General features: G+C 56.8%; 12 protein-coding genes. 5 read left to right on the top strand and 7 right to left on the bottom strand.

Going from position 1 to position 12,366, the window contains the following annotated elements:
* Positions 1 to 4: 4 nt before the first annotated feature.
* A complete protein-coding gene (locus tag FEM41_RS21330) occupies positions 5 to 1,765 on the top strand; it encodes a GMC family oxidoreductase (RefSeq protein WP_138098211.1) in 1,761 nt (586 codons plus the stop codon).
* Positions 1,762 to 2,982: a cytochrome c gene (locus FEM41_RS21335; protein ID WP_138098213.1), complete on the top strand. Its 1,221-nt coding sequence runs from the start codon at positions 1,762 to 1,764 to the stop codon at positions 2,980 to 2,982. The genes FEM41_RS21330 and FEM41_RS21335 overlap by 4 nt, the downstream gene beginning before the upstream one ends.
* Before the next feature lie 31 nt (positions 2,983 to 3,013).
* Here FEM41_RS21335 and sbmC read toward each other — a convergent pair whose 3' ends face one another.
* Positions 3,014 to 3,487: a DNA gyrase inhibitor SbmC gene (gene sbmC / locus FEM41_RS21340; RefSeq protein ID WP_138098215.1), complete on the bottom strand. Its 474-nt coding sequence runs from the start codon at positions 3,485 to 3,487 to the stop codon at positions 3,014 to 3,016.
* Between the two features lie 184 nt (positions 3,488 to 3,671).
* Entirely contained in the window at positions 3,672 to 4,844 is a 1,173-nt protein-coding gene (gene dacD, locus FEM41_RS21345; RefSeq protein WP_196240470.1) for a serine-type D-Ala-D-Ala carboxypeptidase DacD, read from the bottom strand.
* Between the two features lie 377 nt (positions 4,845 to 5,221).
* On the opposite strand from dacD, the gene FEM41_RS21350 reads away from it, so the two are divergent.
* On the top strand, positions 5,222 to 5,497 hold the full coding sequence (locus FEM41_RS21350) for a hypothetical protein (protein WP_138098217.1): 276 nt from the start codon (positions 5,222 to 5,224) through the stop codon (positions 5,495 to 5,497).
* Positions 5,498 to 5,499: 2 nt separating this feature from the next.
* Here FEM41_RS21350 and FEM41_RS21355 read toward each other — a convergent pair whose 3' ends face one another.
* Complete coding sequence (locus FEM41_RS21355) at positions 5,500 to 6,504, bottom strand: acyltransferase family protein (protein WP_241666660.1); 1,005 nt, start codon at positions 6,502 to 6,504, stop codon at positions 5,500 to 5,502.
* A gap of 214 nt (positions 6,505 to 6,718) precedes the next feature.
* On the opposite strand from FEM41_RS21355, the gene sbcB reads away from it, so the two are divergent.
* Together sbcB and FEM41_RS21365 are read left to right on the top strand one after the other, a co-directional pair.
* The gene (gene sbcB / locus FEM41_RS21360; protein WP_138098221.1) at positions 6,719 to 8,146 is read left to right on the top strand and encodes an exodeoxyribonuclease I; all 1,428 of its coding nucleotides are present in this window, start codon (positions 6,719 to 6,721) and stop codon (positions 8,144 to 8,146) included.
* 54 nt (positions 8,147 to 8,200) lie between these two features.
* Positions 8,201 to 8,494, top strand: coding sequence for a putative quinol monooxygenase (locus tag FEM41_RS21365; protein WP_138098223.1), 294 nt, complete (start codon positions 8,201 to 8,203; stop codon positions 8,492 to 8,494).
* A gap of 43 nt (positions 8,495 to 8,537) precedes the next feature.
* On the opposite strand, the gene FEM41_RS21370 is transcribed toward FEM41_RS21365, so the two are convergent.
* The 4 genes from FEM41_RS21370 to FEM41_RS21385 all read right to left on the bottom strand — a co-directional run bounded on the left by FEM41_RS21370 (position 8,538) and on the right by FEM41_RS21385 (position 12,301).
* Positions 8,538 to 9,902 (bottom strand): APC family permease, encoded by a 1,365-nt coding sequence (locus FEM41_RS21370; protein ID WP_138098225.1) that lies wholly within the window; start codon positions 9,900 to 9,902, stop codon positions 8,538 to 8,540.
* Between the two features lie 467 nt (positions 9,903 to 10,369).
* Positions 10,370 to 11,194, bottom strand: a complete 825-nt coding sequence (locus tag FEM41_RS21375; protein WP_138098227.1) for an SDR family oxidoreductase — start codon at positions 11,192 to 11,194, stop codon at positions 10,370 to 10,372.
* Between the two features lie 121 nt (positions 11,195 to 11,315).
* Positions 11,316 to 11,639 carry an AzlD domain-containing protein gene (locus tag FEM41_RS21380; protein WP_138098229.1) on the bottom strand — a complete coding sequence of 108 codons (324 nt, stop codon included), beginning with the start codon at positions 11,637 to 11,639 and terminating at the stop codon, positions 11,316 to 11,318.
* A complete protein-coding gene (locus FEM41_RS21385; protein ID WP_138098231.1) occupies positions 11,639 to 12,301 on the bottom strand; it encodes an AzlC family ABC transporter permease in 663 nt (220 codons plus the stop codon). Before FEM41_RS21385 ends, FEM41_RS21380 begins: the two co-directional genes overlap by 1 nt.
* Positions 12,302 to 12,366: the final 65 nt, after the last annotated feature.

Genomic DNA, 12,366 nt, shown 5'->3' on the forward strand with positions numbered 1-12,366 from the left:
AATCATGGCAAAAAAACTTCCTGAAACCGACGTGGTGGTGATCGGCCTGGGCTGGGCTGGCTCCATCATCGCCAAAGAGCTGGCCGACGAAGGCCTGCGGGTGGTCGGTATTGAACGCGGTCCGTGGCGCGATACCGCCCGCGATTTCAACGTAGCCACGGTACCGGACGAACTGCGCTATGTGCAGCGCCAGGAGCTGATGCTGCGCACCCGACAGAACACCTGCACCATGCGTAACAACCCATCCGAGACCGCGCTTCCCATGCGTAGCTGGGGCTCCTTCCACCCGGGTAACGGCACCGGCGGTGCCGGTAACCACTGGGCAGGCATCACCTTCCGTTTTCAGCCGGAAGAGTTCCGTCTGAAAAGCCACCTGCTGGAACGCTATGGCAGCATTCCCGATGAACTGGTATTGCAGGACTGGGGCACCACCTGGGAAGAGATGGAACCCCACTATATGGCCTTCGAACGGGTCGCGGGCACATCCGGAAAAGCAGGCGTCGTCAATGGCGAAAAACAAGAAGGCGGCAACCCCTTCGAGGGCACCCGCTCCGGCGAATACCCCACCCCGCCGCTGAAGCAGCCTTATGGCCCGACGCTGTTTGCACAAGCCGCGAAGAATCAGGGCTACTCCCCTTTCCCGGTTCCGTCATCGCTGGTTTCCGAAGGCTATACCAACCCCTACGGCGTGGTCATGGGCCCCTGTACTTTCTGCGGCTTCTGCACCAACTACGGCTGTGCTAACTATTCCAAGGCCAGCGCCATCACCACCGTACTGCCAGCCCTGATGCGCCAGCCCAACTTCGAAGCCCGCACCTTCTGCGAAGTGCTGAAGGTGAATACCGACAGCAGCGGCAAGCGCGCCACCGGGGTCACCTATATCGACTCCTCCGGCGACGAGTGGGAACAGCCTGCGTCACTGGTAATCGTCGCCGCCTTTACCTTTGAGAACGTGCGCCTGATGCTGCTTTCCGGCATTGGCAAAGCCTATGATCCTGTTACCAACAGCGGCACCACAGGGCGTAACTATGCCTACCAGACCGCCAATGGCGTGACCCTGTTCTTCGACGACAAGAAATTCAACCCGTTCATCGGGGCTGGCGCTGTCGGTATGGGCATCGACGACTTTAACAACGATAACTTCGACCACAGCGGCCTGGGCTTCTTTGGCGGCGGCAGTATTCGCGTCACCCCCATCGGCGGTGCGCCTATCGGCTACCACCCCACCCCGCCGGGCTCCCCGAAATGGGGCAAGGGCTGGAAGAAAGCGATGGTGGATAACTACCAGAGCACCATGTCCATTGGCTGTGAGGCAAGTAGCTACACCACTCGTACCAACTACCTCTCGCTCGATCCCAACTATAAGGATCGCCTGGGTCGACCATTGCTGCGCATTACCTTCGACTTCCCGGAAAACGATCTGAAGATGGCGCAGTACTGCACCAACAAAGTGGCGGAGATCGCCAAAGCGATGAACCCGCGCGAGATAGTCTCTAAACCGATGACCGGCCACTGGAACAGCATGCCGTATCAGTCTTCCCACGTTGTGGGCGGATTCATTATGGGTGCCGATCCTTCCACCAGTTCCGTTAACAAGCATCTCCAGGTCTGGGACGTGCCGAACCTGTTCGTGGTGGGGGCATCCGCCTTCCCGCAGAACCCGGGCTATAACCCAACCGGCACCGTAGGGGCGCTGGCCTATAAGGCCGCGTTCTCCATCCGTAATTTCTACCTGAAGAATCCGGGGGAGATGATTAACGTATGAAACGTTTAGCACTGTCGTTGCTCGCCGTCTCCTGCCTGGCGGCCTCCGCCCAGGCGCTGGCTCAGCCGGAATTCGACCAGGTAGAAAAAGGGCGCTACCTGGCGACCCTGGGTGACTGCGCCGCCTGCCACACGGCCGAACCCAGCAAACCGTTCGCTGGCGGCGTAGAGCTTAAAACGCCATTCGGTAGCCTGGTCGGCGCCAATATTACGCCGGATAAAGAGACCGGCCTCGGTAACTGGACCTATGACGACTTCCGCCGCACCATGTCGGAAGGCATCGGCCACGGCGGCAAGCGACTGTATGGCGCCATGCCCTTTACCGCCTACACCAAAGTTTCGGATGAGGACAACCGCGCCATCTGGGCATATCTGCAGACCCTGGCACCGGTGAAGCAGCACGTTGAAACCAACCAGTTGCCCTTCCCGTTCAGCGTACGTACCAGTCTGATTGGCTGGAACTGGCTGAACTTCGACAAAGGGCAATATCAGCCCGATATGTCGAAGTCCGCGGAATGGAATCGCGGTGCTTACATCGTGCAGGGTCTTGGCCACTGTGGCACCTGCCATACCCCCAAAAATATTCTGGGCGGTGACAAGAACGACCAGTTCCTACAGGGCGCCGAAGTTGAAAACTGGTGGGCGCCTAATATCACGGCCGCTAACCATGACGGCATTGGCCGCTGGAGCGTTCAGGATATTAAAGACTACCTGCGTACCGGGATGAACCGCTACGACATCGCCTCCGGGCCGATGGCCGAAGAGGTGAAGAATTCCTCGCAGCACTGGAACGATGGCGATCTGCAGGCCGTGGCGGTCTATCTGAAATCCCTGAAACAGGATAACGAACAGCCGCCAGCCCCGCTGAAGCCTGAAGAGGCGCAAATGGTCACCGGTAAAGCGATCTATTTTGATCGCTGCTCCGCCTGCCACACCTCTTCCGGTAAAGGCGTGCAGCATATCTTCCCGCAACTGGCGGACAGCCCGCTTCTCAACGCCAAAGAGCCGGTCTCTTTGATGCGCGTTGTGCTGGCCGGCAGCCGCGGCGTGGATACGCCAGAGCGCCCGACCGCACCGGCTATGCCCGCTTTTGCAGCCACCATGACCGACAGCCAAATTGCCGACGTACTGACTTACGTTCGCAACAGCTGGGGCAATGCAGCGCCTGCCGTCAGCGCCAGCGACGTTCAGAAGATGCGCGAAAAGCTCAAAGAGTAATTGTGACCCGGGGAGCTTCGGCTCCCCATTTTTATTCAGCCTGCTTTAGCGCCACCGGAATATACATTTCGATATCCCACACGCCATTGCTCCCGTCGCTAAGATAGATTTCAAATACCGGCCCTTCCCTGAGCTGATGCGCCCCATCGCCAGAAACCGCCGTGAAGAAGCTAAGCCAGGGCGCGGTGAAATCGCCATCCGCCACCTGTACCCGGGCCACGGCAAACAGACCCGCCGCCAACCGGGTTTTGGTCACCCCTTCACTGTTGGGCGGTATCTCAAACGCCGGATCGACCGATATCATGGTATCGCAGCGTAGCGCCTCCGGCGGCGTCAGTTCCGGGTTACCAAAGTAGACGGCGATCCACTCTCTGGGGACCAGCTGTCTGGTGGTGACCCAGGCCTGAAGCTGCTCAAACCCTTTCGGCACCGTTTTTTCCCAGGGCCCCACAAGGTGAAACCCCGCCAGCGTACGTTCTGCAACCCGTTGAATCTGATAGTGCATATTCTCCTCCGGAGACAATGGCTGTATATTTATACAGCTTAATATCAAAGTCAGAAATAGCCTGCAAGATACCCTAACGCCATCCTGTGATACGGATTCCATAATGGTGGTGAAAAAAAGAGCAGAAAGAAAGACGAAGACAAAAAAGGCGGGAAAGAATCCCGCCCGGCGTAGTCGATCAAGCTCAGGGTTTGCTGAACCAGTCGCTAATCCGTGAGAACAAACCACCTTTGTTGACGGCTTCCAGCGTCACCAGCGGCATTCTGGCCACCTCTTTATCACCGTTATACAGCTCGATATCACCAATCTGCTGGTGAGCCTTGATCGGCGCTTCCAGGTTGGGCGTATCCAGCACGTACTTCGCCTTAATGCCAGAAACCTGGCTCTTCGGCAGCGCCATCCAGAAGTCGCGTTCCGGGCCTACGCTAATCTTCTCTTTATCGCCGTACCAGACTCGTTCCTGGCCCACCTGTTTACCGTTCTGCATAACCCGAACCGTATCGAAATTATCCTGGCCCCAGTGCAGCAGTTTGCGGGCCTGCTCTTCACGCCCTTTCGAACTGTCTGCCCCCATCACAACGGCAATCAGGCGGCGATGGCCGTCCACGCTGGAAGCGATAATATTAAAGCCCGCCCCCGAGGTATGGCCGGTTTTCAGCCCATCGACATTCAGCGTTTTATCCCACAGTAAACCATTACGGTTGTACTGCGTGATGCCGTTCCAGGTCAGGCTCTTCTCGCTGTACATATGATAAAACTCGGGCTCGCCGTGGATAATAGCCCGCGACAGCAGCGCCAGATCCCACGCCGAACTGTGCTGACCCGGCGCATCCAGGCCGTGTACGGTTTCAAAGTGGGTATCGTTCAGCCCCAACTTCTGCACATAGTCATTCATCATCCGCACAAACTGCGGCTCACCGCCCGCCACATGGTCAGCCAGCGCCACGCAGGCATCGTTGCCGGAATCGACAATCAGGCCACGACTCAGGTCGCGTACCGTCACTTTGTCGCCGGGCTTGAGGAACATCAGAGAGGAGCCATTAAACACCGGATTCCCCTGAGCCCAGGCATCTTTACCGACGGTCACTACGTCGTCGGGAGAGATACGCTGGCTATCGATAGCGCGATCCACCACATAGCCGGTCATCAGCTTGGTCAGGCTGGCGGGATTACGCTGTTGATGGGGATGACCAGAAGTCAGCACCTGGCCGGTGGTGTAATCCATCAATACCCAGGAACCGACCTGGATTTGCGGTGGCTGCGGCAACGGCTGTGCCGGCGCCTCCGCTGCCGTGGCGGACTGAACGCAGCAGGAAAGAAAAGAAACAGCAAGAATAAAGCGGAATTTCAACGGCATGTCCTCAGTGACTACAAAAAACGTCGCCTGTTTTACGGAACTTCGTATTACGGTGCTGCGGCAAATTGCAAGAAAGTATGACAGCCGCACAGAAATTCGCCGATTGTCATTCACCGCCGGGGCTGCCAGAGGCATGACGCATAAAACCACGTTGATCCGTCCGGGCCCGCCATTACGGCTTATTGCCCTATCTGCCGCCGCCTAAACCTACAATGACAATTATTTTAAGAATGTTTACTGCCATAAAATAACAAGCGGGGTGTTACATAAAATGGCATAATAGCGACCACAATGCTGCACAAACGGCCACAAAACAACCGATCGTTTGCTGTACATTAATGTTCGTTTTAGAAGTAGCGATAAAGACAGGAATACCAATGATTAAAAAAATTGCCATTACGGCCTGCGCTTTGGTGCTTTGTGCATGTTCCTCTGCCGGTAAAATTTCTGACATTGATACCGGAATGTCAAAACAGCAAATTATATCGAAGCTCGGGAATCCCGATAAATCTTATTCCAAAAATGAGCTGGAAGTGCTGACTTATTTAAATCGTAAGCCGAAAACCTTTAGCTTCGATCGCGAAGATTATCAGGTCGTTCTGATTAACGATACCGCTGCCGAAATTACGCCCACCAGCAAACTGAGCAAATAACCCTACCCTTTCGCTTGCTCCTGGCTGCGCCGGTTTTCCCGCGGAGCCAGAACCAGGCCCACCAGCGCTATCCAGCCATCCATTAGCCGCTTTACGCCATCGCGTGACAGTAGCCAGGTCAGCCCCGTTGCTGCCGCCAGCGCCGCAACAGCAACCTGCCATGGCGCATTAAGTTTCTGCAACGCATCCCACAGCAGATATTTCACCACCAGCCCGTGCAGGGCATAGATAAACAGCGTGCGGGTACCGATTTTCGCCAGGCCACGCCACCACCACGTCAGGGCGCAGAAGGCGTAGATGCAGATCCCTGCCAGCAAGTAATGACCCAGACGCATTACAACCGCTTCACGAAGCCCTTCATCCAGCGCCGGGAAGGTGCTACTGCCGTACAGCAGCGCCGTGCCAAACTGGTCGCCGAACAGGTAGCTCAGCAGCAATATCACCGCCCCCACGCAGGCGGCTTTGGGGTTAAAGACGTTCTCCAGTCGCAGGCGATTCGAAGAGGCGGCCTGAACCCCGGCGATGTAGAACGGGAAGAAGACCAAAGTACGCATAATGCCGAAGGCGTAACCGTCAAAGTCGACAAAAGAGACTGCCACCGACACGGCAATGGAGATGCCCAGCGCGAACCGCAGCCGCATAAACAGAGGCGTTAACAGCTTCCAGAAAATAAGGCTATACAGATACCATAATATCCAGTTAGGGGCCCCGTTCTTAATATAGCTGGACAGGTCACGGTAAATAATCAATTCGGCCAGTTCATACAGCAGACTGAGGGCCACAAACGGAATTATCAGCTTATAGAAAATCGTCTGATAATTAACCGTAAAGCGCTCTTTAACCACATAGCCATTCAGGAAAATAAAGGCGGGCATATGGAACAGATACAGAAAATCATAAATGCGGGACAGCATCGGTGATCCCGGAACTGCGGCTTCGATAATATGACCAAAAACCACTAAAAAAATAAGGGATGCTTTAATGCTATCCAGTCGGTAATCCCGCATAACGCTCCCCGCGCTGGCCCGATTTAACACAGCCCCTATCCTGGCACAGCCATTTCACAATTTCACGGTAACAGGGGCATTATCCGTCGATTCCTGGTCTGCCCTGCGGTTCTGACACAGATAAGCGCCGTGGCAGTTTCAGCCGGGGGGAGTTCTGGTTTACCATAGCCTGTCTGATTTCAGCCGCGCACAACCCCAGGAGCACAGCGATACCGTGGATAAAAAAGCCGAGCAGCCAACCTTCCTCTTTCATGACTATGAAACCTTCGGCACCCATCCGGCGCTGGATCGCCCGGCGCAGTTCGCCGCCATCCGTACCGATGCACAGTTCAATATTATCGGCGAGCCGGAGGTTTTTTACTGCAAACCGGCAGACGACTATCTGCCGACCCCGGAAGCGGTGCTGATCACCGGTATTACTCCCCAACAGGCGCGCTCACGTGGCGATAACGAAGCGCGCTTTGCTGAGCGCATCCACGATCTGTTTACCGTGCCCAATACCTGCGTGCTGGGCTATAACAACGTGCGCTTCGACGATGAGGTCACGCGCAATATCTTCTATCGCAACTTTTTCGATCCCTACGCCTGGAGCTGGCAGCACAATAATTCGCGCTGGGATTTGCTGGATGTGATGCGCGCCTGCTATGCCCTGCGTCCGGATGGTATCGTCTGGCCGGAAAATGATGACGGGCTGCCGAGCTTCCGGCTTGAGCATCTGACCGCCGCCAACGGCGTGGAACATGCCAACGCCCACGATGCGATGGCGGATGTCTATGCCACCATCGCCATGGCGCAACTGGTGAAAAGTCGTCAGCCGCGGCTGTTCGATTACCTGTACAGCCACCGCAATAAGCGCAAGCTGGCGACCCTTATCGATATTCCCCAAATGAAGCCGCTGGTTCACGTCTCCGGGATGTTCGGCGCCTGGCGCGGTAATACCAGTTGGATAGCCCCGCTGGCCTGGCACCCCGACAATCGCAATGCGGTGATTATGGTGGATCTGGCGGGTGATATCGCACCACTGCTGGAATTAGACGCTGATACCCTGCGCGAACGCCTCTATACCCCGAAGGCCGAACTGGGCGATGACTCACCGGTGCCGGTGAAGCTGGTACATCTGAATAAGTGCCCGGTGCTGGCGCCGGGGAGCACCCTGCGTCCGGAAGATGCGGAGCGTCTGGGCATTAACCGTCAGCAGTGTCTGGATAACCTGAAGACCCTGCGCGCCTCGCCGCAGGTACGTGAAAAGCTGGTGGCCCTGTTTGCCGAAGCGCCGCCCTTTCCGCCCCACAGCAATGTGGATGCCCAACTGTACGATGGCTTTTTCAGCGATGCCGACCGCACTGCCATGACCATTGTGCGCGAAACCGCGCCGCAAAATCTGCCCGCGCTGGATATTACCTTTGCCGATCCGCGCATTGAAAAGCTGCTGTTTAACTATCGCGCCCGCAACTTCCCGGGCACCCTGATTGAGCCAGAACAGCAGCGCTGGCTGGAGCACCGCCGGGGGGTCTTCACCCCCGAAGCGCTGCAAAGCTACGCCACGCATCTTCAGGAGCTGTGGCAGCAGCACGACGGCGATACCGATAAACAGAACCTGCTGAAGGCGCTGTGGCAGTACGTCGAGGAGCTGGCCGGATAAAAAATGGCTACGCTTATGACTGAGTCTTTCTTAACACCTGACAGGAGTATAAGAATGGGCGAAGTCAAAGTCGCGGCTCCGATCGTGGCAAAACCGGAACACCACGAGGCGTCAGGTAAAGCAACCCGGGCGATGCTGAAATCCAGCCGCAGCGAGCCGGGCTGTATTCAGTACGATCTTCATGAAGAGCAGGGCAACCCCGGTCACTTTGTCTTTCTTGAGCGCTGGAAGTCGGCCCAGGCGCTGGAGGAACATATGGCCATGACCTGGCATAACAATTTTCTGGCAGAGTCAGGCGGCAAGCTGGAAAAGCTGGAAGTGAAAAAGCTGATTGATATTAAAGAGTAAAAAAGGGCGCCACTTCGGCGCCCTTCTCGAATCGGCTCAGTAATTACTGGGCGATATCTTCATACTGCGGAACCGGGTTGCGGAAGCTACGGGTCACGCAGGCCAGATAGATAAGACCGATAGCCGCCCAGATCAGTCCCAGCACCATGGAGCTCTCCTCCAGGTTTACCCACAGGGCCCCAACCGTCAGCGCACCGCAGGTCGGCAGTACCAGGTAGTTGATGTGATCCTTCAGCGTCTTGTTACGCTTCTCGCGGATCCAGAACTGGGAGATCACCGACAGGTTCACGAAGGTGAAGGCCACCAGCGCGCCAAAGTTAATCAGCGCCGTCGCGGTGACCAGGTCGAAGTTAATCGCCAGCAGCGCGATGGCGCCGACCAGCAGCACGTTGAGCGCCGGAGTACGCCAGGTCGGATGAACATAGCCGAAGAAACGGGTCGGGAAGACGCCGTCGCGGCCCATCACGTACATCAGGCGCGATACGCCAGCATGAGCCGCCATACCGGAAGCCAGCACGGTAATGCTGGAGAAAATCAGCACGCCAAACTGGAAGGCGTGGCCCGCCACATACAGCATAATCTCAGGCTGAGACGCATCCGGATCCTTAAAGCGCGAGATATCCGGGAAGTAGAGCTGCAGAAAGTAAGAGGCGCCGATAAACACCAGGCCGCCAATCAGCGCGGTCAGGAAGATCGCCTTAGGAATCACGCGCTCGGCGTCTTTGGTCTCTTCCGACAGCGAGCTGATGCCGTCGAAGCCCAGGAACGAGAAGCACAGAATGGTCGCACCGGTGATCATCGGCACCACCTGAGCGTTCTCGCCCCAGAACGGACGTGAGCTCACCAAAGTGCCGGCGCCTTCACCGTGGGCCACGCCCCACACCACCAGACCGACAATCACCGCCACAATGGCCAGCTGCAGAATCACGATCAGCGTGTTGAAGTTCGCCACGGTCTTGATGCTGCGCAGGTTAGAGACGGTCATAAAGCCCACCAGCGCCACCACGAAGATCCACGACGGAACCGACGGTACCAGGGCTTCGAAATAGATTTTTGCCAGCAGAATGTTGATCATCGGCATGAACAGATAGTCCAGCAGCGACGACCAGCCCACCATGAAGCCAACCGTGGGGCTGATGGACTTCTGGGCATAGGTATAGGCCGAACCGGCAGACGGGAAGCGGCGAACCAGCTTACCGTAGCTCAGGGCGGTAAAGAGGATGGCAATCAGTGCGAAGGCGTAGGCGGTGGCGACATGACCGTGGGTCAGGCCGGACACAATACCAAACGTATCGAACAGTGTCATAGGCTGCATATAGGCAAGGCCCATCATCACAACCGGAATCAGCGTAAGCGTCTTACGCAGTTCCACGCGGGAAGAAGAAGTAGCGGTGGCGTTATGCGACATGGTTGTAACCCCCTGACGCAAAAACAAAAAATTGCACCATCTTAGTTTTCCTCGGCGACACATCTGTCGTGCTTTTTAAAGTAAGTATCTATCCGGTACTGAGCCCGGCCTCTTTTATTTAATTAACTTTGCCATACCCTAAATAATTCAGGCTGCAGGAAGGCGGCAAGCTCGTGAATCCCCGGGAGCATAGCCGTACTATGTGACCGGGGTGAGCGAGCGCAGCCAACGCATCTGCTGCCTGAAGAATGACGGGTATGCATGCAAAAAAATAACCGACGCCTTTTCAACGTCGGTTAATCTCTCGTTTTGCAGGGCGCGTATTTTGCACCAGGAAATGACCGGATGACAAGATGAAAAAGCCACGATCGGCCAATTCTTTTTTGACGAAAAATGCCCCCCTGCCAAAAGGCCGCGCCGTCAGGCGCCACGCGGGATTGCTCTACGCTCAGACCTGAAGAATTTTTCTACTCCAGCGGCATCCTTTCCGGGTCAGGATGGCGGTAATGAAACCCCAGTTCCCGGCAGATTAAACTACCGTCTATCTGCTTGCCGGTTCCGCCGTTAGCGTCATCGCTAAATAACGGGGCTTCCAGACCAAGCTGGCGACTCATTTGCGAGTAGAAACGGCCGCGGGTGGGATGTTGCGGCGCGCTCAGGTTATACAGGCGACCGCCGCCCTCCGTTTCCAGTAACAGTTCAATGGCCGCCACGGCGTCTTCCAGATGCACCAGGTTGACCACATGATTACCGTGGGGCGCGCGCTTACCGGCGAAAAAGCGCCCGGGGTGACGCTCCGGCCCCACCAGGCCGGACAGGCGCAAAATATCCACCGACGTGCCCGGCAAATCGTGCAGCCAGTGCTCCAGCTCCCGAAGCCAACGACCGCTGTCGGTTACCGGGTTCAGCGGAGAATCTTCCGTCATCACCCCTTCGGCATCGCCATAAACCGAGGTGGAACTGATAAAGACAATATGCGGGATAGCGTGTGCCAGAGCGCTGTCGACAATCTCCTGCACCGCCAGCAGGTAAAAGTCTTCCCCCTCGCCGCTGCGGCGGACCGGGAGCGTAATCACCAGCGCGTCGACCTCGAGCAGCGCTTCAAGATCGTCACTGTCACACTCAAGTTCCGGAGTAAGCCGCAGCAGATAACTTTCCAGCCCGCACATCCGCGCCGCTTCTACGCCATCCTCTGTGGTTTTACTGCCGGTAACCTGCCAGCCCTTACCGATCAGGGAGAGCGCCAGGGGCATCCCCAGCCACCCTAACCCGACAATCGCGACCTTTTTCATGCCTTGATACTCCTTTTTAAAAGGAAGCCTGCTTACCTATTGCGTTAAGGCTACGCCAGCAGCGGCAAACTGACAATTCACGGCATCAATCCTGGCTCAATAACCGTGCAAAATGACGTTTTTAATGCACCCCAAGGTAACGCAGCCCGGCGGTTACCACGGCCGCCGCCACAATCACTACAATCAGCGGCGCCTTGCGCCAGGCCAGAAACACCGCCACCAGCACGCCCGCCACCCGGGCCATACCCGCAAAGTGGTCGTTCTCATAAATGGTGGCCGCCAGCGCGACAGAGAACAGCAGCGTGGTGGCGGCATCGGTTAGCAGCGCCTGAGCGCGTTCCGAAAACGCCAGCCGGTTGCCCAGCACCGCACCGGAATAGCGCATCAGCCAGGTGCCCGCCGCCAGAATGGCGATGCCGATAATAATCATCAGGGTCTCCGACACTATTTCCTCCTTGCCAGTAAGCCCAGCATCGATAACAGCACCGGCAGACCGGTGGGGGTAAAGGGTACGGCGGCCAGTGAAATCACGGCGCCGGTGCTGGCGCGAATCAGGGTCGTGCGTTTCTTTAAGGCCGGAACCACCAGCGCCAGCAGAATGGCCGGAAAGACGGCATCAAGGCCAATAGTTTCCGGGGCAGGCAGAAAATTGCCGACACCGCCGCCGAGCAAAACCCCCAGCGGCCAGGCGATCGCCACGCCGATTCCACACAGCCAGTAGGCGGCCTTACGTTTTTCCAGGGTCGGCTGGGACATGCCGAACACCACGCTCTCGTCATTCATAATATGGCAGCCCAGAAGCTGACTCAGCCTCCCGCCGACCAGTTCACGCACCGCAACGCCGAACGGAATATGGCGGGCATTCACCAGTAGCCCCGCCAGCGCCGCGGTAATCGGGCTGCCGCCGCTGGCGATAATCGCCACGAACATAAATTCCGATGCCCCGGCCAACACCAGCATGGAAGAAACCACCGGCACCCAGAGCGGGAAACCATAAGCCAGCGCCAGTGAGCCATAGGAAACCCCAACGACCCCCACGGCCAGGCAAACCAGTAAGACAGCTTTTTTAGTCTCGCCCGGCAGACAGGCGAAACGCTGAGTGAACATAAATAACCTCAATAGATTCTTCATCGAACGGAAGTATCCATTATAATGAACATCGTGTGACCGTT

It is taken from the genome of Jejubacter calystegiae (assembly GCF_005671395.1).
GTDB lineage: Bacteria > Pseudomonadota > Gammaproteobacteria > Enterobacterales > Enterobacteriaceae > Jejubacter > Jejubacter calystegiae.

Bases quoted from the DNA above. Each gene is read 5' to 3' on its own strand.
- FEM41_RS21335 (WP_138098213.1), top strand. From the start codon at position 1,762: ATGAAACGTTTAGCACTGTCGTTGCTCGCCGTCTCCTGCCTGGCGGCC.
- FEM41_RS21370 (WP_138098225.1), bottom strand. From the start codon at position 9,902: ATGTCGCATAACGCCACCGCTACTTCTTCTTCCCGCGTGGAACTGCGT.
- FEM41_RS21375 (WP_138098227.1), bottom strand. From the start codon at position 11,194: ATGAAAAAGGTCGCGATTGTCGGGTTAGGGTGGCTGGGGATGCCCCTG.
- FEM41_RS21330 (WP_138098211.1), top strand. From the start codon at position 5: ATGGCAAAAAAACTTCCTGAAACCGACGTGGTGGTGATCGGCCTGGGC.
- FEM41_RS21350 (WP_138098217.1), top strand. From the start codon at position 5,222: ATGATTAAAAAAATTGCCATTACGGCCTGCGCTTTGGTGCTTTGTGCA.
- dacD (WP_196240470.1), bottom strand. From the start codon at position 4,844: ATGCCGTTGAAATTCCGCTTTATTCTTGCTGTTTCTTTTCTTTCCTGC.
- FEM41_RS21385 (WP_138098231.1), bottom strand. From the start codon at position 12,301: ATGTTCACTCAGCGTTTCGCCTGTCTGCCGGGCGAGACTAAAAAAGCT.
- FEM41_RS21365 (WP_138098223.1), top strand. From the start codon at position 8,201: ATGGGCGAAGTCAAAGTCGCGGCTCCGATCGTGGCAAAACCGGAACAC.
- sbmC (WP_138098215.1), bottom strand. From the start codon at position 3,487: ATGCACTATCAGATTCAACGGGTTGCAGAACGTACGCTGGCGGGGTTT.
- FEM41_RS21355 (WP_241666660.1), bottom strand. From the start codon at position 6,504: ATGCGGGATTACCGACTGGATAGCATTAAAGCATCCCTTATTTTTTTA.